At 71.8% G+C, this 26,067-nt stretch carries 23 protein-coding genes and 1 pseudogene; 17 read left to right on the top strand and 7 right to left on the bottom strand.

What is annotated here, in order from left to right; translation table 11 throughout:
* Window positions 1–2: 2 nt before the first annotated feature.
* Window positions 3–572 carry a hypothetical protein gene (locus ACGFR7_RS10310; protein ID WP_393315789.1) on the bottom strand — a complete coding sequence of 190 codons (570 nt, stop codon included), beginning with the start codon at window positions 570–572 and terminating at the stop codon, window positions 3–5.
* A 149-nt stretch (window positions 573–721) separates the two neighbouring features.
* On the opposite strand from ACGFR7_RS10310, the gene ACGFR7_RS10305 reads away from it, so the two are divergent.
* From ACGFR7_RS10305 to ACGFR7_RS10280, 6 genes are all read left to right on the top strand, one after another.
* Window positions 722–1,264, top strand: a complete 543-nt coding sequence (locus ACGFR7_RS10305) for a hypothetical protein (RefSeq protein ID WP_393315786.1) — start codon at window positions 722–724, stop codon at window positions 1,262–1,264.
* A 207-nt stretch (window positions 1,265–1,471) separates the two neighbouring features.
* Window positions 1,472–2,308, top strand: a complete 837-nt coding sequence (locus ACGFR7_RS10300) for a DUF4097 domain-containing protein (protein ID WP_393315783.1) — start codon at window positions 1,472–1,474, stop codon at window positions 2,306–2,308.
* A gap of 167 nt (window positions 2,309–2,475) precedes the next feature.
* On the top strand, window positions 2,476–3,495 hold the full coding sequence (locus tag ACGFR7_RS10295; RefSeq protein ID WP_393315780.1) for an ATP-binding cassette domain-containing protein: 1,020 nt from the start codon (window positions 2,476–2,478) through the stop codon (window positions 3,493–3,495).
* On the top strand, window positions 3,492–4,295 hold the full coding sequence (locus ACGFR7_RS10290) for an ABC transporter permease (RefSeq protein ID WP_393315777.1): 804 nt from the start codon (window positions 3,492–3,494) through the stop codon (window positions 4,293–4,295). Before ACGFR7_RS10295 ends, ACGFR7_RS10290 begins: the two co-directional genes overlap by 4 nt.
* A 178-nt stretch (window positions 4,296–4,473) precedes the next feature.
* Complete coding sequence (locus ACGFR7_RS10285; protein WP_393315775.1) at window positions 4,474–5,685, top strand: cytochrome P450; 1,212 nt, start codon at window positions 4,474–4,476, stop codon at window positions 5,683–5,685.
* Between the two features lie 160 nt (window positions 5,686–5,845).
* Window positions 5,846–7,546, top strand: a complete 1,701-nt coding sequence (locus ACGFR7_RS10280) for a protein kinase (RefSeq protein ID WP_393315772.1) — start codon at window positions 5,846–5,848, stop codon at window positions 7,544–7,546.
* 149 nt (window positions 7,547–7,695) lie between these two features.
* Here the strand turns inward: ACGFR7_RS10280 and ACGFR7_RS10275 are convergent, their stop codons facing one another.
* Entirely contained in the window at window positions 7,696–8,292 is a 597-nt protein-coding gene (locus ACGFR7_RS10275; protein ID WP_393315769.1) for a TetR/AcrR family transcriptional regulator, read from the bottom strand.
* 241 nt (window positions 8,293–8,533) lie between these two features.
* On the opposite strand from ACGFR7_RS10275, the gene ACGFR7_RS10270 reads away from it, so the two are divergent.
* Window positions 8,534–9,322: a hypothetical protein gene (locus ACGFR7_RS10270; protein ID WP_393315766.1), complete on the top strand. Its 789-nt coding sequence runs from the start codon at window positions 8,534–8,536 to the stop codon at window positions 9,320–9,322.
* A gap of 73 nt (window positions 9,323–9,395) precedes the next feature.
* On the opposite strand, the gene ACGFR7_RS10265 is transcribed toward ACGFR7_RS10270, so the two are convergent.
* On the bottom strand, window positions 9,396–10,448 hold the full coding sequence (locus tag ACGFR7_RS10265; protein WP_393315763.1) for a hypothetical protein: 1,053 nt from the start codon (window positions 10,446–10,448) through the stop codon (window positions 9,396–9,398).
* 451 nt (window positions 10,449–10,899) lie between these two features.
* Here ACGFR7_RS10265 and ACGFR7_RS10260 point away from each other — a divergent pair, with 451 nt between their 5' ends.
* From ACGFR7_RS10260 to ACGFR7_RS10230, 7 genes are all read left to right on the top strand, one after another.
* A complete protein-coding gene (locus ACGFR7_RS10260) occupies window positions 10,900–11,373 on the top strand; it encodes a MarR family winged helix-turn-helix transcriptional regulator (RefSeq protein ID WP_393315760.1) in 474 nt (157 codons plus the stop codon).
* A complete protein-coding gene (locus ACGFR7_RS10255; RefSeq protein WP_393315757.1) occupies window positions 11,370–11,789 on the top strand; it encodes an SRPBCC family protein in 420 nt (139 codons plus the stop codon). Before ACGFR7_RS10260 ends, ACGFR7_RS10255 begins: the two co-directional genes overlap by 4 nt.
* Before the next feature lie 189 nt (window positions 11,790–11,978).
* The gene (locus ACGFR7_RS10250) at window positions 11,979–12,725 is read left to right on the top strand and encodes an ABC transporter ATP-binding protein (protein WP_393315754.1); all 747 of its coding nucleotides are present in this window, start codon (window positions 11,979–11,981) and stop codon (window positions 12,723–12,725) included.
* Window positions 12,726–12,728: 3 nt separating this feature from the next.
* Window positions 12,729–15,440, top strand: a complete 2,712-nt coding sequence (locus ACGFR7_RS10245) for an ABC transporter permease (RefSeq protein WP_393315751.1) — start codon at window positions 12,729–12,731, stop codon at window positions 15,438–15,440.
* Between the two features lie 100 nt (window positions 15,441–15,540).
* Entirely contained in the window at window positions 15,541–16,791 is a 1,251-nt protein-coding gene (locus ACGFR7_RS10240) for a sensor histidine kinase (protein ID WP_393316524.1), read from the top strand.
* Entirely contained in the window at window positions 16,761–17,441 is a 681-nt protein-coding gene (locus ACGFR7_RS10235; RefSeq protein WP_393315748.1) for a response regulator, read from the top strand. The genes ACGFR7_RS10240 and ACGFR7_RS10235 overlap by 31 nt, the downstream gene beginning before the upstream one ends.
* Before the next feature lie 72 nt (window positions 17,442–17,513).
* Window positions 17,514–17,888, top strand: a complete 375-nt coding sequence (locus ACGFR7_RS10230) for a hypothetical protein (protein WP_393315746.1) — start codon at window positions 17,514–17,516, stop codon at window positions 17,886–17,888.
* A gap of 80 nt (window positions 17,889–17,968) precedes the next feature.
* Here the strand turns inward: ACGFR7_RS10230 and ACGFR7_RS10225 are convergent, their stop codons facing one another.
* On the bottom strand, window positions 17,969–18,586 hold the full coding sequence (locus tag ACGFR7_RS10225; protein WP_393315743.1) for a TetR/AcrR family transcriptional regulator: 618 nt from the start codon (window positions 18,584–18,586) through the stop codon (window positions 17,969–17,971).
* Between the two features lie 74 nt (window positions 18,587–18,660).
* Here ACGFR7_RS10225 and ACGFR7_RS10220 point away from each other — a divergent pair, with 74 nt between their 5' ends.
* Window positions 18,661–19,137 carry a DUF1453 domain-containing protein gene (locus ACGFR7_RS10220; RefSeq protein WP_393315740.1) on the top strand — a complete coding sequence of 159 codons (477 nt, stop codon included), beginning with the start codon at window positions 18,661–18,663 and terminating at the stop codon, window positions 19,135–19,137.
* Window positions 19,138–19,151: 14 nt separating this feature from the next.
* On the opposite strand, the gene ACGFR7_RS10215 is transcribed toward ACGFR7_RS10220, so the two are convergent.
* From ACGFR7_RS10215 to ACGFR7_RS10205, 3 genes are all read right to left on the bottom strand, one after another.
* Entirely contained in the window at window positions 19,152–20,360 is a 1,209-nt protein-coding gene (locus tag ACGFR7_RS10215; protein ID WP_393315737.1) for an alpha/beta hydrolase family protein, read from the bottom strand.
* 106 nt (window positions 20,361–20,466) lie between these two features.
* Window positions 20,467–21,663 (bottom strand): hypothetical protein, encoded by a 1,197-nt coding sequence (locus tag ACGFR7_RS10210; protein WP_393315734.1) that lies wholly within the window; start codon window positions 21,661–21,663, stop codon window positions 20,467–20,469.
* Window positions 21,664–22,398: 735 nt separating this feature from the next.
* Entirely contained in the window at window positions 22,399–24,354 is a 1,956-nt protein-coding gene (locus ACGFR7_RS10205; protein ID WP_393315731.1) for a chloride channel protein, read from the bottom strand.
* A 440-nt stretch (window positions 24,355–24,794) separates the two neighbouring features.
* On the opposite strand from ACGFR7_RS10205, the gene ACGFR7_RS10200 reads away from it, so the two are divergent.
* Window positions 24,795–25,388: a MarR family winged helix-turn-helix transcriptional regulator gene (locus ACGFR7_RS10200; RefSeq protein ID WP_393315728.1), complete on the top strand. Its 594-nt coding sequence runs from the start codon at window positions 24,795–24,797 to the stop codon at window positions 25,386–25,388.
* 357 nt (window positions 25,389–25,745) lie between these two features.
* Window positions 25,746–25,934 (top strand): annotated as a pseudogene (locus ACGFR7_RS10195) (ArsC/Spx/MgsR family protein); the annotation flags it as partial.
* Window positions 25,935–26,067: the final 133 nt, after the last annotated feature.

The following is a 26,067-nucleotide window of genomic DNA, read 5'->3' as shown; positions in this document are numbered from 1 at the left end:
CGCTAGGCGTCGAGACGGATCCCCTTGACGGCGGTGTCGAAGACCGGCCGGTAGGTGTTCCACCGGGCGTCCGGCGCGGAAAGGTAGATCACGTACTGGGTGCCGTCGGCGCCGCTGAACGCCAGCTCCACCGCCCGGTACTTCCGCTTCTTGCCGTCGAAGGTGAACTCCCAGTACCCCGCGGTCCGTCCACGGAAGGTCGTGGGATCCATCCGCACCCGCTCGTAGCCCGGGTTGTCCCGGCGGGTCTGGGCCTCTTCGGTCTGCTGCCAGTGCCGCAGCGGATCGGACCCCGCGAACTGGACGATGTTGATCCGCAGCCCCACCAGCTCGGACGGGTCCACATAGGCGACTTCACCGCCGGGCGGATCCTGGCGGGTCCAGCTGTCCCGTACGGGCAGGGAGAAGCCCTGGCCCTCCTTTGCGGCAACTGCCGCCGCGGCGCGCCCGGCGTTCGGACGGGGCGGCTGCGGGGCGGTTGCGGTGCGGCTCCGGTGTGGCACCGGTGCGGCTCCGGTGTGGCACCGGTGCGGCCGGTTGTCCGGCTGCCGGCCCAGGTCCGGATGCGCCATGATGGTGACGAAATGGCGGCGTGGTGGCGGCGCGATGGGAGCGTGGTGGCGGCGTGGTGGCGCCACCTTTCGCCATGGTGGCAGCATTCGACGCCATCGTGGCGCCACAAAGGCTTGCGTTGGCGTCATCGTGGTGCCACTATGGCGCTATGGACCTCACGCCGTATGTCGACAACCTCCGGCACGAGCTCGCGGTCGCCGCGGACGCGGGCGGAGACGAAGCCCGCGCCCTGGCCGAACGACTCACCACGCCCCTGGAGTCGGCCACCCGGCTCATCCTGCTCAACGCCCTGTCCTCCGCCATGGCCGAGGTCACCCGCGAGCTGGCACCGGGCTCGGTCGATGTACGGCTGCGCGGACTCGACCCCGAATTCGTGGTGACCCCCTCGCCGGCGCCGGGCAAGGAGCCGTACGGAGAGGCCGAGGTGTCCGAGGGCGTGCCGGGCGGCGGGCGGGCGCCCGTGCCCACCGTCCCCGCGGACGGCGACGAGGGCGGCACCGCGCGGATCAACTTCCGTCTGCCCGCCCACCTCAAGACCCGGGTCGAGGACGCCGCGGGCCACGAGGGACTTTCGGTCAACGCCTGGCTGGTACGGGCCGTCGCCACGGCCCTGGAACCGGGCGAGAGCCCCCGTCCCGCCGGCCGCAGCCGCCATCGGGGCCAGCAGGGTTACACCGGCTGGGTCCGCTAGAGACCCGCGCCGGCTTCCCCCGGCGTATCGCACCACTGCCCACCGCACCGCACCGCTTCTCGCGGCGCGACGGCCCACCGCGCCACCCATCATCGCGCCACCCATCACCTCGCCACTTCTCACTGCGCCACTTCTCACCGCGCCACTTCTCATCTCACCCGCCCTACCAGCGGGAATGCTCACCACAGCCACGAGGACGGGACAGCCATGCCTGCTTTTGACACCCCCGAACCGATCTCCGCCACCCTCGAATTCGACATGGGATCCGCCCGGATCACCGCGAGCAAGCGCACCGACACCGTCGTCGAGGTGCGCCCGAGCGACGCCACCGCGGAAGCCGACGTGCGGGCCGCACAGCAGACCAAAGTCACCTGCTCCGGCGGCAAGCTGGTGGTCAAGGGGCCCAAGAAGCGCTCTCTCTTCGGCAAGTGCGGCTCGCTCGACGTGACCATCGAGCTGCCGGCCGGCTCGGACGTCCTGGGTACCTCGCCGATGGCGGACTTCACCTGCGCGGGCCGCCTCGGTGAGTGCCGCCTCAAGACCTCGCTCGGCGATCTCCAGGTCGACGAGGCGGAGGCCGTGAACCTGCGGACCGACTACGGCGACATCCGGCTGGCACGGGTGACGGGAGACGCCGAGCTCATCTGCGCGGGCGAGATCGAGGCCGGTGAGATCGCGGGCGCCGCGCTGGTCAAGAACGGCAACGGCGCGACCACGATCGACGAGGTGACCGGCGCCCTGCGGGCGACCGCGTCCAACGGACTGATCTCCGTCGGCGTCGCGCACGCCGGGGTCGAAGCCAAGTCCGCCAATGGCGCCATCCGGATCGGTGAAGTGGCACGCGGCAAGGTCGTCCTCCGGGCCGCGGCCGGCGACCTGGAGGTCGGCATCCGCAAGTCCACCGCCGCCTGGCTCGACGTGGCCACCGGCGTCGGCAAGGTGCGCAACTCCCTCGGACCGTCCGACGGCCCCGGCGACGCCGCCGAGACCGTCGAAGTACACGCCCACACCAGCCTCGGCGACATCGTGATCCGCCGCGCCTGACCACCGGCCACCGGCCACGTTCGGCCACCGGCCACCGGCCACCGGCCACCGGCAAGTCGCGCCCGCCGGCCGCCGGCCATACGCGACCACCGGCCATACGCGACCGCCGGCCATCGGCCGCTCCCCTGCCCGACACATCGCAGAACTCGGAACCCGGAGGAACTGTCATGATCATGAAAAGTTCGGCCGCCGCGCAGGCGCCTCGCCCACCGGAGCCCCGCCCGCCGGCGATCACCGCCCGCGGATTAGCCAAGTCCTACGGCGACAAGGCCGTCCTCGACGGCATCGACCTGGACATCCCCGAGGGCACGGTGTTCGCCCTGCTCGGGCCCAACGGCGCCGGCAAGACCACCACCGTCCAGATCCTCTCCACCCTCATCCCGGCAAGCGCCGGCCAGGCCCGGGTCGCGGGCCGTGACCTGGTCCGCGAAGCCGACGCCGTACGCGCCGTCATCGGCGTCACCGGCCAGTTCTCGGCGGTGGACAACCTGCTCAACGCCCGGGAGAACCTGCTCCTCATGGCGGACCTGCACCACCGAAGCCGCCGCGAAGGCCGCCGCCGCGCCGACGAACTCCTGCAGCGCTTCGAGCTGACAGAATCGGCCGCCAGGCCCGTCGCCACCTTCTCGGGCGGTATGCGGCGCAAACTCGACCTCGCCATGACCCTGGTCGGCGATCCGCGCCTCATCTTCCTCGACGAGCCGACCACCGGCCTCGATCCGCGCAGCCGGCGCACCATGTGGGAGATCATCCGCAGCCTGGTCGCCGAGGACGGCGTCACCGTCTTCCTGACGACGCAGTACCTGGAGGAGGCCGACCAACTGGCCGACCGGATCGCCGTCCTGGACCACGGCAAGCTGGTCGCCGAAGGCACCGCGGAAGAGCTGAAGCAGCAGATCCCCGGCAGCCATATCCGCCTCAGGCTCGCCGACGCGCAGCGCCTGGCATCGGCCGCCGCCCTCTTCCCCTGTGCCGCCCGCGACGACGAAGCGCTCACCCTGCACGTCCCCGGCGACGGCAGCATCCCCGCCCTGCGCACCGTCCTCGACACCCTCGACCGCGCGGCCGTGGAAGCCGAGGCGCTCACCGTGCACACCCCCGACCTCGACGAGGTCTTCCTCACCCTCACGGGCCGGGCCCCGCAGTCCGGCCCCGCAGCCAACTCTCTTGAGGAGAACGCCCGATGAGCACCGTGTCTGTGTCGTACGCAATGCGCGACTCGATGACGATGCTGCGCCGCAACCTCAAGCGCGCACGGCGCTATCCGTCCCTGACGCTCTCGGTCGTCGCCATGCCGATCGTGATGCTGCTGCTCTTCGTCTACGTGTTCGGCGGTGCGCTCGGCAACGGCATCGGACTGCCGGGCGCGGCGAACGGCCGCGGCGCGTACGTCAATTACGTCGTTCCCGGCATCATCCTGATGGCCGTGACCTCCGGTGCCATCTCGACGGCCGTCTCGGTGTCCCTCGATATGACCGAAGGCATCATCAACCGCTTCCGCACCATGGCGATCTCCCGCGCTTCCGTGCTGACGGGCCATGTGGTCGGCAGCGTCATCCAGACCATGCTCAGCCTCGTCTTGGTCATCGCCGTCGCACTGGCGGTGGGATTCCGGCCGGACGCCACTCCCGTCAGATGGCTCGCCGCCCTGGGCCTCCTGGCCCTGCTCGCCTTCGCGCTCACCTGGCTGGCGGCCGCGATGGGCATGGTGGCCAAAACCGTCGAGTCCGCGAGCAACGCCCCCATGCCGCTCACCTTCCTGCCCTTCCTCGGCAGCGCCTTCGTCACCCCCGAGTCCATGCCGGCCGGGCTGCGCTGGTTCGCCGAGTACCAGCCCTTCACCCCGATCAACGAGACGCTTCGCGGCCTCCTGCTGGGCACGGAGATCGGCGCCAACGGCGTCATAGCCCTGGCATGGGGCGTCGCGCTCAGCCTGGCCGGCTACCTGTGGGCGCGGGCTGCCTTCCGGCGGGGCGCCACGCGCTGAGCGTGTCCCCGCGTCCCCGCGCGCCCGGGCCGCCTCCGTTCCCGGCAGGTACCTCCCCTCCTCCCTCGCGCCACACCCCTTCCTCTCACCGCACCCTCCCTCTCACCTCAGCCTCCTTCTCACCCCACCCTTCACCGCACACCACGGTGTGCTCCGCACCCCGCATCGGAGAACAGCTATGCCCCTGCACCCCGAACACCCCGAGCCCGTGACGCTGCCGACCGGCCGTCCCGCGGGCTGCCCCTTCGATCCACCCGGCGAACTGGCGGCACTGCGCACGGAACGTCCGCTCACCCGGATGCGCTACCCCGACGGGCACGTGGGCTGGCTGGCCACCGGCTACTCCGCGGTCCGTGCGATACACGCCGACCCCCGCTTCAGCTCACGCTTCGAGCTGATGCACTACCCGTTCGAGGGCGGCTTCACCGGCGAACTGCCCCCGGCACCGGTCGGTGACCTCACCGGGCTCGACGCTCCCGAGCACACCCGCTACCGACGGCTGCTCATGGGCAAGTTCACCGTCCGCCGGATGCGCCAACTCACCTCCCGCGTCGAGGAGATCGTCACCGAGCACCTGGACGCCATGGAGCGCCAAGGGCCGACGGCGGACCTGGTCGAGGCGTACGCAAAGCCCATCCCCGCACTGATGATCTGTGAACTCCTCGGCGTCCCCTACGAGGGGCGCGAGGTCTTCCAGCGTCATGCGGAGACGTTGATGACCCAGAGCGCCACCATGGACGAGGCGGCCACCGCCATGGCCGCGCTCCAGGACATCCTGGCCGGGCTGGTGTCGGGCAAGCGTGCCGAACCCACCGACGACCTGCTCAGCGACCTCACGACCACCGACCTGACCGATGAAGAACTCGCCGGCATCGGGAGCTTCCTGCTCGCCGCCGGCCTCGACACCACCGCCAACATGCTCGCGCACGGCACCTTCGCGCTGCTGTCCCACCCGCATCAGCTCGCCGCCCTGCGGTCCGATCCGGGCCTCGCAGACCAGGCGGTCGAGGAGCTGTTGCGCTACCTGACCATCGCCCACACCGGAGCGCGGTCGGCGCTGGAGGACGTCGAGCTGGAGGGCCAACTGATCAAGGCGGGCGAGACGGTCACCCTCTCGATCCAGGCCGCCAACCGAGACCCGGAACGGTTCCCCGACCCCGACACCCTCGATCTGCACCGCAAGGCCACCGGGCATCTGTCCTTCGGCCACGGCATCCACCAGTGCCTGGGACAGCAACTGGCCCGCGTCGAGATGCGGGTCGCCCTCCCCGCGCTCGTCACCCGCTTCCCGACGCTGCGGCTGGCCGTCCCGCCGGAGGAAGTCCCCCTGCGGCACCGGATGGACATCTACGGGGTGCACCGGCTCCCCGTCACCTGGGACGAGCGGTAGCCCTGCCGGACCGCCCGGCCGCGCCGCGCCTGCCGCACACGGAGGAACCTCGCCGGGCCGCGCCTGCCATACGGACCGAGGAACCCGCTCGCACTCCTGTACGTCTTCCCGCGTACGTGTCGGCGTAGACGGTCCCTGGAGGAACCCGGTGGAGCACAGGATGTTGGGGCAGCGGTACGAGCTGGTGGAGCAGCTCGGACACGGCGGGATGGGAACGGTCTACCGCGCTGTCGACCACCGGTTGCGCCGTACCGTCGCCGTGAAGACCCTCTCCGCCGAGCTGGCGCTGCAGCCCGAATTCCGCACCCGGTTCCAGCGCGAGGCGCACGCCGCCGCCGCGCTCAACCACCCGGGAGTGGCCACCGTTCATGACGTGGGGGAGGACGCGAGCGGCGGTGCCGCCGAGCCCTACCTGGTCATGGAGTACGTGGAGGGCAGAACCCTCAGCCAGGTCCTCAAGGACGGCGCGCTGCCGGTGGCACAGGCCGTCGACATCACCGGCCAGGTGCTGGACGCCCTGGAGCACAGCCACCGGCACGCCATCGTGCACCGGGACATCAAGCCCGCGAACGTCATGCTCAACGGCTCGGGCAAGGCCAAGGTCGTCGACTTCGGCATCGCCAAGGCGCTGAGCGAGGCGGCCACCCGGCTGACCGGCACGGGCGTGGCGGTCGGCACCCCCGCGTATCTGGCCCCTGAGCAGATCAACGGCGCTGAGACCGACCACCGTACGGACCTCTACGCCGTGGGCTGCCTGCTCTACGAGCTGCTGACGGGCCGTCCCCCGTACACCGGGGATTCCCCGTTCTCCGTGATGCACCAGCATCTGTCCGCGGAGCCGGTGCCGCCCTCCCGGCTCCGCCCCGAACTGCCGCCCGCCGTGGACGCGGTGATCGTCCGCGCGCTGCACAAGGGCCGGGAGGACCGCTTCGCGAGCGCATCCACGATGCACGACTCACTCGCCGAAGCCGCCCGGCCCACCACACCGTCCCCATCAGCCCACAACCCCGCCCACAACTCCGCCCACAACCCCGTCCGCACCCCCACCGCATTCGACCCGGCCGCCCCCGGCCACGCTCCACTGGGACAGGCCGCACCCGGCCACGTCGCGCCCGGCCACGCCCCCGGGGAACCCGCCCCGGCGGCGGCCGCAGCCTCCGCCGCACGCTCCGCCGCACTCTCCGACGCCTCCCCCATCCCCTCCGGCAGCGGACCGGAGGCGTCCCCACCACAGCTCACCCGCCGCAGACCGGCCGGCGTGGTCTTCCGGCCGACGGCCGAAGGCGGGGTCGCCCTGCTCGGCTGCTTCCTCTCCCTGGTGATCTCCCGGACCGACATGATCGAGGTCGGCCAGTTCAACCGGGTCGCGCTGCTCGCCGCCGTCGCCGGAGCGGTGCTCCTGCTGTGGTCGGCACGGCTCGCCTGCGCGGTGTCCTGGGGCCCGGTGGCGGAAGCCGTGGCCGCATGGTCCGAACTCTCCCGCGGCACCATCGGCTGGGAAACCCGCTACGTCATCGTCGCCCTGGTCCTGGCCCTCGTCGCCGCACTGTGCCTGACGGCAGGCTACAAGGACGACGGCGCGGGCGGATTCGCGCTCGTGGCCTTCTGGTTCACCGCCCTGACCGCCGTCTGGTTCTTCCTCGACGACCTCCGCAAGATCGGCGTGTTCTACGTCCTGCTCCTGGGCGTCACCCTCGCGATCGGCGCCCACGTCCTCAAGTCCCGCACCCGCCCGCCATCGGCCGGCCACCTCACCACCCCACCCGGCACCCCAGACGCCGCCGCCCCGCAGCCACCGGAGCACCCCCGCACCCCCCACCGCCGGTCACGAAAGCGGACGGACCAGCACGCCCGCGGATAGCGGGAGTTGCCGAGGCCGGGTGCCCCTTCGTGCCGCACAGCCACGCGGTCGCACCCGGCCCTGCCTCGTTCACTCCCTGCCTCGTTCACTCCCTGCCTCGTTCACTCCCTGCCTCGCCTCGCCTCGCTACCTCACCGCCTGCAACCGTCTTACTCGGCGCGGAGGAAGCGGCGCAGAATGAGCCGGAGCGTGGGGAGTTGGCCGGCCGGTTCGAAGGCCGGGTCGGTGGCTGCGCTCGTGTAGAGCGAGGAGATCAGGGCCAGGACCCACGACGCGGCGCTGTCCGGGGCCAGTTCGGGATCGATCTGACCGGCCGCGGCGGCCTTGGTGAGCAGTCCCGCGATTGCCGCGTGCTCATCGGCGTTGTCGCGGCTGAGCAGCGCCTCGAGTTCGGGGTCCCGGTATGCCTGGACCATGGCTTCCATGACCAGCGGGGGCGTCAGGGGGTTCGTGGCCGGTGCGGCGAGGAGGTCCACGATCTCCAGCAGGGCGCCCCACGGGTCATCGGCAGCCAGCGCCTGCGCAAAGCGTTCGGCCTTGTCGTCCCCGTCGCTCTCGAAGACGGCGAGGAAGATCGCGCGCTTGTTGGGGAAGTAGTGGAACAGGTTGCCCGCACTTGTGCCCGCGGCCCGGCAGATCTCCGCGGTCGTGGTGCGCTCGAACCCCTTGGTGGCGAACAGCTCCGTGGCGGCGCCCAGGATGTGCTGCCGCCGTGCCCGGTGTTTGGCCGGGTCGATCTTTCTCATGCTTCTCCTCCTGCTGGCGGGGCGCCGGGTCTCCGGGTCGCCGAGGCGCCGGGTCACGGATCGGGGATCGCTGGATCGGCGCCGGCCGTTGCCCTGTTCCGTGAATAATAGATCGAGCGCTCGGTTTATCATTATGCTGGGGTCTTGGCTCCTCCGATACCTCTGGTCCGTACTCCTCCGCCGGTGGGCGGCTCCTCCCTCCCGCCGGCGGCACCGAGCCGGAGCGGAAATCGGTGCCGTCATGCACGAAGACCTGCCGGCGCAACCGCTGCCGGCCGACCGACCGGACCGGGGGATCGTGAACATGAAGAACAAGGAGCAGGCAGGGACCGACCGGGAGCGGCCGCGAGCCGGCAAGACCACGGTCCTGGCGGAACCCGCCTGGGCGGTCGCACTCGTCTGTGCCGTCTTCGCGGCAGCCGGCGCCGGGATCGGCTGGCTGATCAAGCTGCTCGCGCAGTGGTTCGTGACACTGCCCTGGGCGCCGCTGCAGGGGCCGGCCAGGCTCCTGACCTCGATCCCCGAACCGTGGCGGACCGTCGGAGTGGTGGCCGTGGGCGCGGGCCTGGGGCTGGCCGCCGGATACCTCGCTCAGCACGACCGGCTCTCCGTCACCCTCGCCGGGAGTCGTGTGGTCCTCATCCGTAAGGGCGTCTCACGGGAGTTCGCCCACCACGAGATCAGCACGGCGCTCCGGGACGGCAATCAACTGGTGCTGCTCGGCCGCGACGGCCAGGAGATCGCCAGAGAGGCCTGCGACCTCGACGCGCAGCGGCTTGCCGATGCCTTCGCCGCGCACGGCTACCGCTGGTCCGACCGCGATCCGCACCGAGACGAGTTCCGGCTCTGGGTCCCCCGGGCGCCGGGCCTGCCGGAGGGAGCCGACGCGCTGCTGACGGCCCGCGCACAGCTACTGGGCAAGTCTGCCGCCACCGAGGACGCCCGCGAGCTGCGCGAGGAGCTGGCAAAGGCCGGCGTCATCGTGCGCGACGAGAACAAGCGGCAGTACTGGCGCACGACCCCGCGTTGAGGAGAGCCGGGCCGATGCCGTGGTGCGTGCGGACACCGGCGCGCACTGCCCGCGGCGGACCGTCAGTTGACCGTCAGTTGACGCAGACGAGTCCCAGCAGACATACATGCGCCGGGGATGTCGGATCGGTGGACGGGGTGGTCGGGTCGCTCGGCGTGGTCGACGTGGGGGGCGCCGTGTGCGTCGGTGAGGTGCCGGTGCCGGCCGAGTGTCCGGTGGGAGCGGGGGCGGCGGTCGTCGTCGGTGCCGCGGCACCGGAGTGGCCGGTGGAGGAGGCCCCGGACGCGGTGTGCGTCGAGGTGTGCGGCGCCGTGCTCGGGGAGGCGGGGGAGTGCGCCGGGGCGGCGGAGTGCTGCTGCCGGACCGTCGTGGCCGCGGTCGGCGCGGCGGCGGGGGTGCTCTGCTGCCGGTCGGCCGCATGGTGCGGGTGTGTAGCGGGGTGCCGGGAAGCCTCGGTGTCCGGCTGCTCCGACGACGAGGCGGCCGCTTCCGTACGGGGCGTGCCCACGCTCCCGGGCTCCGGCGCCGAGGACGCCTGCGCATGGCCGGTGGACGGCTTGTTCTGCAGCAGTGCGGCGGTCAGGCCACCGCCGACAAGGGCAAAGGCCGTGGCGGCCGCGGCCCGGCGCCTGTGCTTCTTCCAGCGCGCCAGCTGCCGACGACGGGCCGCGCGGCCCTGGCCGGTGGCAGCGGCCATTCCGGCACCGTCGGACGCATCGCCCTCGGCGGCATCCGCCCGCACCTCATCGTCGTCGAAGGCGCCGCGGCCCAGGGGGCTGCTGCCCAGGGCGCTGCTGCCCAGGACACTGCGGCCCAGGGTGCTGCTGCCCAAGGCGCCGCCGTCGGGGGTATCGCTGTCGAACGGCGCGGCATCGAACGGCGTGGCAGTGGAGACGCCGGCAGCGGACGGCGTCGCTGCGGACGGCTGAGTGCCGTGCTGCCGGGTGCGCTGAGGGGCGCCGAGGCCGGCAGCTTCCTCCGCACGCCATGCCTCCCACGCCGCGCCGGCGGCCTTCGCGCGCTGCCGGCGCTGGCTGGGCGGGGCGATGTCCGGAGCGTAATCTCCGCATCCCGGGCAGACGAGTGCCCCGTTGAGACTCCGGCGGCATGACGAGCAGTAGTCCATCTGCGATCTTTCTGTGCTGACTGCGCCGCCAAGGACGCCGGCGACCTGATCAAGTTCGCACGCGGGATCGAGCGGGCTGTAACGCTAACGGCACCCCCCGAGGGCGAAGCGAAGGTCGTGTGACGCTTCGGTGCAGATGCCTCGCCGGTGGCCCGTGGTGTTCCTCGGCGCTCCGGACATGTGGCGACGAATCCTGTGATGGGTCGCTGGACGCGGGCCGCAAAACGGCGGCAGGGGTGAGCCCGGAAGGGGGAGGGGGAGGGGGAGGGGGAGGGGGAGGGGGAGCCCCGGGCCCGGGGGAGGTGTCGACGTGAGTCGACGTGAATCGAAGCGAGTCGACGTGAATTGAAGCGAGTCGGCGTGAATTGAAGCGAGTCGAAGTGCAGAGCGAATCGAAGTGCCCAACGATTGATGTCTTGACAACAGATGTCGCGACATTTAATCTGGGGTGGTGACCTCAACCAACGGTCTCCGTGACCATCTCGGCTATTGGCTGCGACGGCTGTCCGACGAAGTGCACGGGCGCTTCGAGCGGGAGCTCGCCGGCCACGACGTCACCGTGGCGCAATGGACAGTGCTCGTCACCGTCCATCGCGGTGACGCCTCGACCACGCGGGAAGCGGCTCGCTACATCAACATCGACGCGGGAGCGGTCTCCCGCCTGGTGGACCGCCTCGTCGCCAAGGGCCTGATGGCCCGCGAACCCGATCCGGCCTCCCGCCGGAGCCTGCGCCTGGTCCTCACCCCCGCCGGTCAGGACCTGGTGCCCCGGCTGGTGGAGATCGCCGACCGCAACGAGGCGCACTTCTTCGGCGCACTGGACGCCGCCCAGCGGGACCGGCTGCAGAGCTGGATCCGCGAGCTCGTCGACGCCGGCGGCACATCCGGCCCCCGGCCGGCGCCTCCTGGAAAGGCAGAGAAATGAGTACGGAACTCCACACCGCCCGCTCGGTCACCAAGACCGTTTCCATCGCCCGTCCACCCGCCGAGGTCTTCGCGTTCCTCGCCGACCCCGCCAACTGGCCCCGGTGGGCCGTCGTCAACATCCAGGCCATCGAGCCGACCGCCGATCCCGAGTGGTGGCTGATGGACACCCCGCGCGGCGCGGCCCGCCTGCGCATCCGTGGCAACGCGGAGGAGGGGCTGCTCGATCACGACTACCTCGACCGCGAGGCGTCCTGGACCGTTCCGGCCCGTGTCGTGCCCAACGGTGAGGGCAGTGAATTCCTCATCACGTTCTTCCAGCCGCCGGGCTTCAGTGACACCTACTTCGATGAGCAGAGTGCCCTCATCGACAACGAAATGGCCGCTCTCAAGAGGGTGTTGGAGGGGCAGGGGTAATTGCGCGACCAGCTGGTCGCCCTGCCGCCCGGCTGACCGCCCGCCCACCGGGTGGAGTTTTCTCCACCCGGAAGACGGGATGTGGCGCCCGTGCGCGGTACGGCCCCGCCCCGCTTGGCTGGAGGCACGCCGTGGACGCGACCGTGCACGGGGGCATGGGGTCACGGGGTCAAGCGTCCAGGGGGAAGAATGTCCGTCACCGGAGTCGGCGTCGAGCAGGCCGTGACGCTCAGTGCGGTGGCCAGGCTGTACGGCCGCGGCGAGCGCCGGGTGCCCGCTTTGCGCGGTGTGGACTGCGCCTTCGCCCGTGGGTCGTTCACCGCGGTGATGGGGCCCTCGGGCTCGGGCAAGAGCACCCTGCTCCAGTGCGCGGCGGGCCTGGACCGCCCCACCTCGGGGCGGGTGTTCATCGGCCGCACCGACATCAGTGCGCTGACCGAGACCGAGCTGACCAAGCTGCGCCGGGAGCGGATCGGCTTCGTCTTCCAGTCCTTCAACCTCATGCCGTCGCTGAACGCGCGCAAGAACGTGGCGCTGCCGATGCGGCTGGCCGGGCAGCACCCGGGACGCGCGCGGGTGGACGCCGCCCTCCGGCAGGTGGGGCTGGGCGACCGGGGCGGCCACCGGCCCGCGGAGCTGTCCGGTGGCCAGCAGCAGCGGGTGGCCATCGCCCGCGCGCTGATCAGCCGGCCCGAGGTGGTGTTCGCCGACGAGCCGACCGGCGCCCTGGACACCCACAGCAGCCGTGAGGTGCTGGGCCTGCTGCGGAACGTGGTGGACCACGCCGGGCAGACGGTGGTCATGGTCACCCACGACCCGGTCGCCGCCTCCTGGGCGGACCGGGTGCTCTTCCTGTCCGACGGGGCGGTGCACGGCGAACTGGCGGGCCCGACGGTGGCCGCGGTGAGCGAGCACCTGGCAGGGCTGGGCGGCTGACCGATGATGTCCCTCGCTCTGTCGACCCTGCGCGCCCGGTGGGCGCTGTTCGCCGGCACCTTCCTCGCGCTCTCGCTCGGCGTCGCGCTGATCGCCGCTACCGGGCAGGTCCTCGACGCCACCCGGGGCACGCCGAAGCCCGGCGGTCCCGGGCGCTACGACGCCGCGGCCGTGGTGGTGCGGGCCGGTCAGTCGTTCACCGTCGGCTTCGGCAGCGGGGACGGCGCGTACGACGAGCGCCGGACCGCCACCTCCCCGCACCGCCTGGGCGACGTACGGCGGATCGCCGACGCGGTCCGTGCGGTGCCCGGTGTGCGGCGGGTGGTCATCGACCGTTCGCTGCCCGCACGGGTGGTGACCGGCCGCACCGTCGACCCGTCCGGCTCATCCGACCCGTCCGGCCCATCCGACTCGTCCGACTCTTCCGGCTCGTCCGACTCCTCCGGCCCGTCTGTCTCGTCGGACCGTCCGGTCGGCCACGGCTGGTCGAGCGCGCCGCTCACGCCCTTCCTCCTCACCAGGGGCCGCCCGCCCGCCGGCGACGAGGAGGTGGTGCTCGCCGCCGGACTGGCCGAACGCGCCGGGGCCGGCGTGGGCGACAAGATCGCCGTGGTGACCCCGCGAGGCCGGCAGCGGATGACCGTCGCCGGTATCGCGGCGCCGCCCGGCACGGACGGGGTGTCCGGCGAGGCCACCGTCTTCTTCGCCGACGACACCGCACAGCGGCTGTCGGCCGACCCGGACCGGGCCGACGCGGTGGCCGTCCTCGCCGCGCCCGGCACCTCCGCCACGGCCCTCGCCGCCCGGATCCACGCGGCGCTGCCGGACGCGTCCCTCACGGCCGCTGCCGGCGCGGCCAAGGGCGGCCACCCGGCCGCCGCCTCGCGCGCCGCGGCGCTCGGGGACGTCGCCACCCTGCTCGCCGTGATGGCGGTGATCGCCGGCTTTGTCGCGGTCTTCGTGGTGTCGGGCACCTTCGCCTTCGCGATCGCCCGGCGCCGCAGGGAACTGGCCCTGCTGCGCACCGTGGGGGCCACCCCGCGCCAGGTGCGTCGCATGATCATGGCGGAGTCGGCGCTGCTGGGCGTCGTCGCCTCGGCCGCGGGCTGCGGCCTCGGGATCTTCGGCGGGCGGCTGCTCGCCGCGGTGCTCTCCTCCTTCGGCATGGCGCCCGAGGACTTCGATGTCCCGGTGTCCCCCGCGGTCCTGTTGATCAGCTTCCTCGTCGGGCTCGGCGTGGCGCTGCTCGGGGTGTTCGCCGCCTCGCGCCGGGCCGCCAAGGTCCGCCCGGCCGAGACCTTGCGCGACGCGGTGGTGGAGACCCGGGTGATGACGACGGGCCGATGGATCACCGGGTCGCTGTTCCTGGCCCTCGCCGTGCTGCTGCTGATCATGCTGCCGCAGGCGGGCGGCGACGGCGCCGTGGTGATCTCGCTGGTGCTGACCGAGATCCTGGTCGTGGCGATGGTGGCCTTCGCCCCGCTGCTCGTCCCGCCGCTGGTGCGGCCGGCGGCCTTCCTGCCGGCCGCGCTCACCCGCGTCACCGGCGCGCTGGCCGGTGACAACGCCCGCGCCGCGGTCCGCACCACCGCCTCGGCCGCCGCCCCCATCCTGGTCACGGTGGCCGTCGCCGGCTCCCTCATCGGCATCACCCGGGCGAGTGCGGCGACCACCGTCGCCGACGACCGCGCGCACCTGAGGGCCGATGTGGTGGTGGCCGCCCCCGACGGCGGTACGGGCACCGGCCTGCCCGCCACCGCGCTGCGCGAACTGTCCTCGGTCCCCGGCGTACGGACCGTCTCGCCGGTCGCCGAGACCAGCGGCTTCCTCGTCGGCTCCCGCTATGTGATGTCGAGCGGCATCGGCGCGGTGGACCCGGCGCGGCTGTCCGGCGCCCTCCGGCTGGACGTGGCCAGGGGGTCGCTGGGCGCCCTGCGGGGCGACGCCGTGGCGGTGACGAAACTGGTCGCCGGACAACTGGGCTGGAAGGCGGGCGACGACGTCGAGATCTACCTCGCCGACGCCACGAAGGTACGGGTGAAGGTCGCCGCGGTGACCGGCTCGTCGGCGGGCCTGCCCGCGGTGTTGTTGCCACGGGACGCGCTGGCCCGGCACGCGCCCGGCACGATGGCGAGCGCCGCCTACCTGTCGCTGGCGCCGGGCGCGGACCGGACCGCCGTGACGGCCGCCGCCGGAAAGATCGCGCACGCCTACGGCGCGGCCGCGCACGACCGGGAGGACTGGCTGGCGCAACGCGCCTTCGCCACGCACGAGGAGGGCCGCATCCTGGTCCTGGTGCTGCTCGGCATGTCGCTGCTCTACACCGGCATCGCCATCGCCAACACCCTGGTCATGGCGGCCGGGGAGCGCGCCGAGGGCATCACGCTGCTGCGCAGACTCGGCGCGACCCGCGGGCAGGTGCTGCGCACCGTCGGGTGGGAGACGCTGACCGTGGTGGCCGTCGGCGGGACACTGGGCCTGCTCGCGGGCGGGGTGACGATGCTCGGCACCAGCCGGGCGCTGTCCGAGTCCGGCGAAGCGGCCGCATTCCCCGTGCCCTGGCAGGAGATGGGGGCGGTACTGGCCGGCTGCCTGCTGGTCGCCCTGTCGGCCGCCCTCGTGCCCACCCTTCTCCAACTGCGCTCCTCGGCGGGCCCGGCCGGGAACGCCAAGGCGCCCGGCACGCGGGATCCGGCGCCGACGGGCGTGGGGTGAGGCGGCGCCCGCTCCCTCCCGCAGTCGTACGGGCCCGCCGGGCAGGCCCGCGGCGGGCCTTACCGTGGGCGGGGTGAGCGCCTCTCCCACCTGGCGGGCCATGGCCCGGAGCCCGGTCAACTTCCTTACCTCCGCGGCGCCTTGGCGTGCGCTCGGCTACCTCGCCTCCTCCGCCCTCGTCGGGCTTGCCTCGCTGGTCGTGCTGGGCGGCGTTCTGGTGTGCGGGCTGCTGCTGTCGGTGCTGGGCATCGGGCTGGTGTTGCTGGCGGGCTCGGTGCTCCTCGGCATCCCGCTGGCCGCGCTGGAGCGGCGCCGGCTGCGGCTGCTGGAAGGGCCGCACACGGACCGGCCGGCCAGTCCGCACGAGGCCGTCGCCCGGCCGGGGCTGTGGCCGTGGCTGACCACCCGGCTGCGCGAGCCCGCGACCTGGCGGGAGTTCAGCTACGCCATGGTCTTCACGGTGCTGCTCTCCTTCGTGAACCTGGCCCTGCTGGCCGGGACGGGCCTGCTGGTCGCGCTGGTCGTCGCCCCGGTCCAGGTGGCGGTCACGTCGGCGCAGCCCGAGGCGCTGGTGCTCACCGGCATCGGGATCGCCGGGCTGCCGGTGGCCGCGTACGTCCTGGGTGTGGCGGCGGCCGCGCAGTCCTGGTTCGCCCGGCTGATGCTGGCCCCCAAGGAGGGCGGACAGGCCGACCGCGTCATGGAGCTGACCCGCTCGCGGGCCCGGATGGCCGACGCCTTCGAGGCGGAGCGGCGCCGCATCGAGCGCGATCTGCACGACGGAGCACAGCAGCACCTCGTGGCACTGGTCATGACGCTGGGCCTGGCCGAGCTGGAACTCGGCACCGCGGATCCGGCGGCCGGCAAGGGCGGCGAGCTGGTCTCCCGGGCCCGGCGCGACGCGAAGCAGGCGCTGGACGAACTGCGCGACCTGATCCGCGGCATCCATCCGCAGGTCCTCACCGACCACGGCATCGCCGCGGCGGTGTCCGAGGTCGCGGTCCGCTGCCGGGTGCCCGTCGACGTCGATGTGGAGCTGGCCGGGCGGCTGCCCGCGCAGATCGAGGCCACCGCCTACTTCTTCATCAGCGAGGCACTGACCAATGTCGTCAAGCACAGCGGGGCCGCCACCGCCACGGTGCACGTCCGGCTGGCCGCGGGCCGGCTGTCCGTCACGGTCACCGACGACGGCACCGGCGGCGCCGAACTCCGTGACGGCGGCGGGCTCCAGGGCTTGGCCGACCGGGTCGCGGTGGTCGATGGAAGACTGACGCTGTCCAGCCCCTGCGGTGGTCCCACCGCCCTCAGCCTGGAGATTCCGTGCCGGCACCGTCACTCCGTATCGTCTTAGCCGAGGACTCGGCCCTCGTCCGCGAAGGGATCGTCGAGCTGCTGCACAGGTTCGGCCACCGGGTGGTCAGTGCGGTCGGCGACGCCGACTCCCTGCTCACGGCGGTGCGGGAGCGTTCCCCGGACATCGTCATCACGGACGTACGGATGCCCCCGGGGCACGGTGACGACGGGCTGCGCGCCACGGTGCAGCTGCGCCGGCACGACCCGGACCTGCCGGTCCTGGTTCTCTCCCAGTACGTGGCGAACGCTTACGCCAACGAGCTGTTCACCCCCGGCGCAGCGCCCCATCGCCAGAGCCGCGCCGGTCTCGGTTACCTGCTCAAGGACCGGATCGGCGAACTCGGCGAATTCGCCCAGGCCGTCGAACGGGTCGCCGCGGGGGCCATGGTGATCGACCCCCAGGTGGTCCAGCACCTGCTGATGGAGCGCGACCGGCGCCACCGGTCCCAGCTGCTGTCCGCGCGCGAACAGGAGGTGCTCGGCCTGATGGCCCAGGGCTACTCCAACGCCATGGTGCGGGAAGCACTGCACATCAGCGACGGCGCGGTGGCCAAACACATCGGCAACATCTTCGCCAAGCTGGGGCTGTCCCCCGACGACGGCAACCGCCGGGTGCTTGCGGTACTGGCGTATCTGCGCGACGAGTAACCTGCGCCGGGTTGCCCGCCCGGCCGCCCGGGCCGGCCGCTGAGCGCCTGGATCCTCGGGTGGGGCCTCTCCGTGGCTGTCGTAGCAGAGCGCTATGGCCTGCGTTCCTTCTCCCGGCTGGGCCATGCCGACAAGGCCGTCCGGGCAAGGTTCCTGGGGCCCGGCCTCTGGCGGCAGGACGCCGGCAAGGAGCAGTGCCTGCGGATGCTCACTCCGTCATCCCGGATCGCGCACTTCCTCATCGATGTCACGGATCGCGACCTCCCCGACTCCCTGAAAGGTCAGCGTCTCTGGCTGTGTTGGGAGGCGCACCGTGGGGCCGGCGGCCAGCGCTTCCCTTCGAAAAGCACCCAGGCAGCGTTGGTTTCCGACGACGACTGGGTGATGCACGGCATGCTCAGGAACCGGGACGCGGAGCTGCTGGCTTCCGAAGGCATCGCGCGCTGAGACGCGCGCTGAGACGCGCGCTGAGGCCGGGGTGCGGCGGCAGTGCGCGCCGGACCGGTGGCCGCCGGTGTGGCCGGAGGTCAGCCGCCGGCCCTGAGGGCGTCCAGGTGTCGTCGCAGCACCTGCCGGAGCAGCTTCGGCGGATAGCGGCCCGGCAGCATCGTGGCCTGCAGATTGAGCCCGTCGAGGAGTGCGGCCAGCCGCGTGCTCTCCAGTTCGACGTCCAGGCCGTCCGGCAGCCCGCCGGCGCACCGGGCTTCGTGCAGGACGCGCGACATCAGTGTGTGCAGGTTGTCCTGCATTTCGGCGGCGCAGGGACGCAGTTCGGGACGGGTGTGCGCGGCGGCGCTGAAGGCGAGCCAGAGTGCGGACTCCTGGCGGCGGGCCTCGTCGAGGGGGAGCAGCTCGGCCAGGAGCTCTTCTGTCGCGGCCCGGCGGTCGGTGCGGCCGTCGGGAGCCAGAAGCCGGTCGGCGTGGGTGCGGATGCGGTCACCGATGCGCCGGCCCAGCTCCCTCATCGTGAAGGTCATCAACTCGTCGTGATCGGCGAAGTAGTGGCGGACCGAGCCGATGGCGAGTCCGGCTTCCTCGGCGACGTTGCGCAGTGACGCATGCTCCAGCCCATGCCGGGCGGCGACGGACAGGACGGCCTGCGCCACCGCCCTGCGGCGGGCGACGGGATCGACGATCTTTGGCACGCTGGTCTTTATAGCACGATCGGGCTAACATCTTTTTAGCTCAACCATGCTATTAAAAAGAGGACGGTATCTGCGTGAACCCCTGGCTGCTCGCGGCGATCATCACGGCGGTGGTGATCGCAGTCGTGATCAAGCGGATGATCGGTGAACCGGTCAACGCAAGGGAACTCTTCGTGGCCCCGGCGGTCCTGACCGGCATCGGCGTCCTCACCCTCATCAAGAGGGCGGATCTCACCGGCACCGACCTCACCTGGGTCATCACGGGCGCTGTCTTCGGTGCGGCACTCGGCGCGCTCCGTGGCGCCACCGTTCAGCTCGTCGACAAGGGGGGGTTCCTGTGGCAGCGGTACACCGGCCGCACCTTCCTCGCCGTGATCGGCACCCTGGCGGTCACGGCCGGATTCGGTGTCCTGGCCGTGAAGATGGGCATGCACGAGAGCGCACGCCCCCTCCAGCTCTCCATCGGGGTGAGCTTCCTCGGCGAATCCCTCATGGTCGGCCGTCGCGGCATGGCCACGGGGATCCCCTTCGCGCCGGCACGTAGGCGCTGACCGAGGCCGGACGATCAGGACGCCGGCCGGTCGGAATCGCCGGCAGGCGCCGGTTCGAACCGGACCTCCGGGTTGGCCGCCGTGGGGCCGTCGAGCAGCGGCTCCCGGATGCCGCGCAGGTGGCGGTCGAAGAAGGCGCCGACGTAGCTCCGTGTGAGCTGCGCGGCGCGCGGTCCCGGCAGCGGCGCGGAAGGATCGTGCACGCCGAGCTGGGCGGCGAGGACGGACAGGTCGAGAAAGCTGAGGTGGTTGGTGCCGGAGAAGGTCAGCCAGCGCTTCCATCCGTCCAGCCGGGACCATCCCTCGTCCCAGGTCGCGTCCTGGCCAGGCCGGTGACCGGCATTGCCCAGCAACAGGAAGGGCCTGCCCTGGAGCCCGGAGGCGGGGAGGGAGCCGTGGAACATCCCGTCCATGTTCACGCCCGCCCGGATCCGGCGGTCGGAGGCCATGGTGGACGCCGTGCTGTCCCCGCCGATGGAGTGCCCGGCCATGCCGATGCGCTTCGGGTCGATCATGCGCGCGTACTTCCACGCCGGGTGACGCCCGGTCAGCCGGTCGATCACGAACGACAGGTCCCGGGCCCGGTTCTCGGTGACGATGCCCTCCCGGCCCGGCTTGACCGTTTCGCAGGCGACGCAGGTGAGCGTGCGGCCGCCGGGAAAGGCGCTGCCGACGGCCTCGTAGGCGTGGTCGACCGTGGCGACGACATACCCGCGGCCGGCCAGCTCCTCGGCGAGCAGGGTGAGGGTGGTGCGCGGCAGCCCGAAGCCGGGTGAGAGCACCACCAGCGGATGCCTGCCGCCCACGGGCCGCGCACCGGTACGCGCGGAGGTGCGGGTGGCGCTGACCGCCTGGGCCGGCACCTTGTTCTCCAGGTGCTGGGCGGCCAGCAGCAGCCGGGCCTCGTCCGTGGTCATATACGCGGCGGGGCGTCCACTGCCACGGTGCGCCGGGTAATACAGGGAGAGCATCAGCTCCCGTGCCCCCGAACGGGGAACCCAGGGATCACGACGGCTCTTGTCGACGAGGTGCACGACGCTGCGCCCCACCGCATGGGGCCCGGTGGGGCGGGGGAGTTCGAGGTGGACGGCCGGTGCGCTCGCGGCGGATATCGGTGCGGACGCCGGCGCGGGCGCGGCGAACGCCGTACCGGATGCCGCGACCGGCAGGGAAAGGGAAAGGGCTAGCAGTGCGGCTGTCGCGGCACGGGGAAATGTGATCACGAGGGAACGCTACGGCGAGGCCCCGGCCGGCGGACCGAAAGCCGCGGAACCGGCCGGATCTCAGGTGGCATGCTCACGCGGGGCGCCGTCGCCCCTCCCGGGACCGTCAGCCGCGTCCGGTGAACTTCTGCCCGACGCCGAGCCCGCGCAGGTTGGCGAGGACCTTGGGGTCCTGGGCGTCGAGCCAGTCGCAGAGCTGGCGGAAGGAGACCAGCCGGACGTCCTTGTGCTTGCCGCCGGCGATGTGCTTGACCGCTTCCTCTACGGCGTCCATGTAGATGCCGCCGTTCCACTGCTCGAAGTGGTTGCCGACGAACAGGGGGGCTCGGTTCGTGTCGTAGGCCCGCTGGAAGCCGGATATGTAGGCGTCGGTGGCCTCCTTGCGCCAGCGCGGGTAGTTGGCCGGCGGGCCCTTGGTGGAGTTCTTGGACTGGTTGTACATCAGGTTGAAGTCCATCGACAGGGTCTCGGAGTGCCCGGGGAACGGTATGGACTGGAGCGGGAAGTCCCAGATGCCCTGCTTCTTGGTGGGCCAGACCTGGAGGCCGCCGGGGGAGCTGGCGTCGTAGCGCCAGCCGCGCTTGCGCGCCGTGGGCAGCAGGTTGTCCTGGCCGAGCAGGCACGGCGTACGGGCGCCGACGAGTTCCTTGCTGTAGTCGAACGGCAGCGGTTCGACGTCGGTGAAGCCGGTGTTCGTCCGCCACTTGGTGACGAAGTCCATGGCCTGCTCGATCTCGGAGTCCCACTGGGCGGGGGTCCAGTGGGCGACCGACCCGCTGCCTCCGCAGAAGTGGCCGTTGAAATGGGTGCCTATCTCATGGCCCTCCAGCCACGCCGCGCGCACGTTCTTCAGTGTCGCCTTGATGTGCTCATCGGTGAGGTAATCGATGTCGGAGGCGCCGACGGGGTTGTTCGGCGGGCGGTACAGGCGCTTCTTCGATTCGGGCAGCAAATACAGCCCGGAGAGGAAGAAGGTCATCGAGGCGTTGTGGTCCTTGGCGAGCTTGCGGAACCGGGGGAAGAGGCCGTTGCCCACCTCTCCCGCGCCATCCCAGGAGAAGACCACGAACTGCGGCGGCTTCTGGCCCGGTGCCAGCTTCTCCGGTGCGGGCGGCTGGTTCGGCTGCTTTCCGGTGTACGCGGTGGAGCCGTCGCCGATCGGCTTGCTCTTCGTCGTCTTTCCGGGCTTGGATCCGACCGTGTCGGAAGCCGACGACCCGGAGGGTGAGCAGCCGGCAACGGAGAGCGCGGCCGCCGCGCCGACCCCGAGTCCAAATATGCCCCGGCGGCTGATGTCACGCATAACGGTACCCATCGCATTCGTTCGAAGTTCTGATGTGGGGGCGCCCGGAGGAGTGGGGCGCCCGGGAAGACGGGGAGGCGGATGTCGAGGTTCCGCTTCGACCCGGAAAGGAAATTCTCAACGGAGGAGGGTTTTCCAGGGGGGATTCTCAGCTGAGGGGGATTCTCGGCTGAGGAGAATGTTCGGGGGAGGGGTGCGGGCTTGATCGCCGAAGCCGTGGGAGGGGCCGTGGGGGCCCGGCACTCCGCAGTGAACTACGCGAGGGTTAACGCCGAAAGGGAGCAGACAGCCGCGTGCGCCGCGCCGCATTGCGGCCCCCGCCGCAACCCCCGTTCCCGCCCCTGCCCCCGCCCCTGTTCCGTCTTCGCGGCCTTCCCGGCGCGGCCGTCGTTGTCCGGCATCGTCTTCTGCATGGTGTTCCCCCGTTCGGTGGGCGGGGCATAGAGCTGCAGACCTCAGCGGCCTCAACCAACGCCCTTGGACACACCTGACTCTCGCGGAGATCGCTAGCGCACCGTTAACGCCTCACTAACAACCGTTGCAGTAGGGGCCTGCGTTGGGGGCGCCGCACGCCGCACGCCGCACGCCGCACGCCGCACGCCGCACGCCGCACGCCGCACGCCGACCGCCGCACGCCGACCGCGCCGCGCCGTACCGTCATCCGTTATCCGGCGGTCGGCGGTCGGCGGTCGGCGGTCGGCGGTCGGCGGTCGGCGCGGTGCGCGGTGCGGGGGATCAGCGGTCGGAGCCGTCCCCGCCTGCGCCGGTGGTGCCGGCGGCGGAAAGGGCCAACTCCGGCTGCCGGGGCACCCGGCGGAAGGGGATGAGAACACGCTCGGCGTGCTGTTCCTCGTGCAGGTCGACCCGGCGGGCCTCCAGCAGGTGGCGCAGGCTGAGGATCCCCTCGACGTGCCCCGGTCGGTCGCGTGGGACGACGACGACACGGGTCACGTGGTGGCCGGCCATGCGGTTGGCGATGGTCCGCAGCGTTTCGTCCGGGTGGGCGGTGATCGCGGGGCGGGCGAGGTCGCTCAGCGGGCGGGGGTCGTCCGGGGCGCCGTGCAGGAGGTCGGTGCGGGTGACGACACCGGCCAGGTGCCCGCTGTCGTCGAGCACCGGGTAGAGGCGCTGGGCGAGCAGGCCGTCGGCGTCGCCGCTGTGCAGGGCCTCGCGGAGCAGCGCGGTGGCGCCGCCGGCACTGTGCTCCGTGCGGAACGTGGTGGTGGCGGGGGTTTCGAGTTGGCGGACGAGATGGACTTCGAGGGGGTCGACGGAGTACTCGCGGGTGAGGTGCAGGCCACGGCGGGCGATCTTCTCGGTGAGGACGGACCGCTTGAGGATGATGACCGAGAGCAGGTAGGCCGAGGACGCGGTGATGACCATGGGGATGAGGGCGTTCATCTCATGGGTCAGTTCCAGGCAGAAGACGATGCCGGTGAGGGGGGAGCGCATCACTCCGCCGAGGACGCCCGCCAGGGACACCAGGGCCCAGAAGCCCGGGCTGACGGAAGGGAAGACAAGCCCTTCGGCGGCTCCCAGCGCGCCGCCGATCATGAACATGGGGGCGAGTACGCCGCCGGAGGTGCCGGAGCCGAGGGAGAGGCCCCAGATGAGGGTCTTCACGACGAGGATGCCGAGGATGAGCCCGATGGTGGCGCGGCCGGTGAGGAGCTGGTCGATGACGTCGTACCCGACACCCAGCGCGCGCGGTTCCACCAGACCACCGATGCCGATGACGGCGCCGCCGAGGGCGGGCCACCACATCCAGTGCAGCGGCACCCTGGCGAACAGGTCCTCGGAGAAGTAGACGAGCCAGGTGGCCAGGAGGGCGAGCAGCCCCGCGCCGATTCCCGCGACGATGCACAACGCGTAAGTGGAGGAGGGCAGCTGGGCGGGGACGTGGGCGCCGCCGAAGAGCGGAGCGGTGCCCAGGATCGGCCCGCGCACGATGGTGGCGGTGACCGCGCCGACCGCGACGGGGAGGTAGGAGCGGGGCCGCCATTCGAAGAGCAGGAGCTCGACGGCGAGCAGGATCGCGGCGAGCGGCGCGTTGAAGGTGGCCGCCATTCCCGCGGCGGACCCCGCCACCAGCAGCGTCTTGCGTTCGTCGGTGGTGACGCGCAGGAACTGGGCGAGGATCGAGCCGACCGCGCCGCCGGTCATGATGATCGGCCCTTCGGCGCCGAACGGCCCGCCGGTGCCGATGGATATTGCGGACGACACCGGCTTGAGGACGGCGAGACGGGGCTGCACCTTGCTGCCGCCGACCAGGATCGACTCGATGGCCTCCGGCATGCCGTGGCCGCGGATCTTCTCGGAGCCGAACCGGGCCATCAGCCCGATGACCAGGCCCCCGAGCACCGGCATGAGCAGGATCAGCCACCAGTGCGTGGTACTGCCCGGAGTGGTCTGGCCGAAGGCGAGACGGCCGTGGAAGCAGAGGTTGGTGAACAGCGCGATCAGCTTGAGCAGTCCCACGGCGACCAGTGCGGCAACCGCGCCGACCGGGGCGGCCAGCGCCGCGATGACCGCTACCCGCGGCAGGACATGGAAGTCCCCCAGGTGCGCGATCTTCCCGCCGGTGTGGGAGCCGGAGGGTGAGGGCTCTGCGTTTGTCGCCGTCGTCGCCTCCGTCGGCTTCTTCGATTTCTTCGGTTTCTTCGGTTTCCGGGCGGTATCGGCCGTGGGCACGACGTACCTCCGTTTCGTGTGGTGTTGCGGCGGGAAGCGGGCAGGCCACCGCTGCCGGGCGCACGAGGAGGGCCGTCGGCATCCGCGGAAAGCGGTACCGACGGCCCGGCATGGCTGCACGGTGGAAGGGCGGGCGCCTTTGCCCTGGAGCGAACGGAAAAGGGAAGTCCGGGACGGCAGGAGTCCCGTTGGGGGCCGGGGCCTCCCCGGGCCCCGTCGTGGGAGGCCGACGGGGCGGCCGCCCGGGCGCTGTCGCGTCCGCACGAGGACCCGGTTGATGCCTCCAGACTAACATTGCAGTGTGCAATGAAAAATCATGGCCGGATGATGGACAGCAGACAGCAGACAGCAGACAGCAGACAGCAGGCAGCAGGCAGCAGGCAGCAGGCAGCAGGCAGCAGGCAGCAGGACAGAAGGGCAGTGACCAGGTGGGCAGGCAGATGGGCCGCGATGTCACGGACAGCCGGTTGCCGCCGTCGGCGGGCGAGGGCGCCCGCGACGAGGATGACCCCGGCGAGGCCGCCCGCGACGAGGGTGGTCTCGCCGAGGAGACCGCCGAGGTGACCGCCGCCGTGATGGCGGCTTCACGACTCGTGGTTGCGCTGTCGGCCCGCGCGCTTGCCGAGGCCAGCAGCGCGCTGACGCTGCCGCAACTGCGCGCCTTGGTGGTTTTGGACGGGTGCGGGCCGGTCAAGCTCGTCGAGCTGGCCACCACGCTGGGGGTGAACCCGTCGACGGCTTTGCGCATGGTGGAGCGGCTGGAAGCCGCCGGTCTCGTTGACCGCAAGGTCAACCCGGACAACCGCCGAGAGGTCGTTCTGCGGCTCACCGGGCCCGGCGGTGAGCTGGTGCGGACCGTGCTCGACCATCGGCACCGGGAGATCGCCGCACTGGTGGGCAGGCTGCCCGGCCATGTGCGTTCCGGTCTTGTCGTCGGGCTGCGGGCACTGGTGGCGATCGCGGACGACCCGGCGATCGGTCCGTCTCCGGCCGCTGGAGCCAGGGACATGCTGACGGGCGGTTCCGGCATCTGAGGCGTTGCCGCGGGGCGAGGTGAGCCGGCCGGCTGTCCGCGCGCTTCGTGATCTTCTCCGTGGCGCTCAAGGCTCAGGAGTGGTCGGCAGTGCTTCGCCGCACCAGCTGCAGAAACGTGCTCCCGCTTCCGCCCTCAGGTGCCCGCACGCGTGACAGGCCCGTTCCCGAGCGCCGTGCTTCCCCGCCCTTCCCGCCCTTCCCGCCTTCCTCGGCCTCCCCGCCTTTCCCTGCCTCCCCGGTGGTACGGCCGCCGATGCTCAGACCCGGGCGCCGCCGGTGGACGGTCAGGTAGACCAGCCCGCACGGACCCGCGACCAGCGCACGGTGCGCCGACTTCGGCAGCCAGGCCACGACCGCGCCTCGGTGAACCGGCCGCAGCCGAACTGGGCCTCGCGGCGTGGTCGCGCGAAGCGGCGGACCGCACCCGGTGGATCGAGGCACTGGCCGCCCACCCCCCGTTGATTCGGCGTCCGATCATCACGGCCGACGAAGGAACGGCAGTGGTGGGCCGCTCGCCGGAGTCGGTGCGCTCCGTCCTGCCGTAGGGGGCTCCTGCCTCCGCCCCAAAGGCCCCGCTCGGGCCGGCCCGTCGTCGTGGAGATCGCGGCCGGCCTCTCGTGGCGGGCGTGGCGGGCGTGGCGGGTGTCGTGGACGACTGACGCCGGATGTCACACTCCG

The sequence above is a fragment of the Streptomyces sp. NPDC048516 genome (assembly GCF_043199875.1).
Taxonomy (GTDB): domain Bacteria; phylum Actinomycetota; class Actinomycetes; order Streptomycetales; family Streptomycetaceae; genus Streptomyces.
Note: the sequence above shows the minus strand (reverse complement) of the source record. Positions and strands in the feature narration are given on the sequence as shown.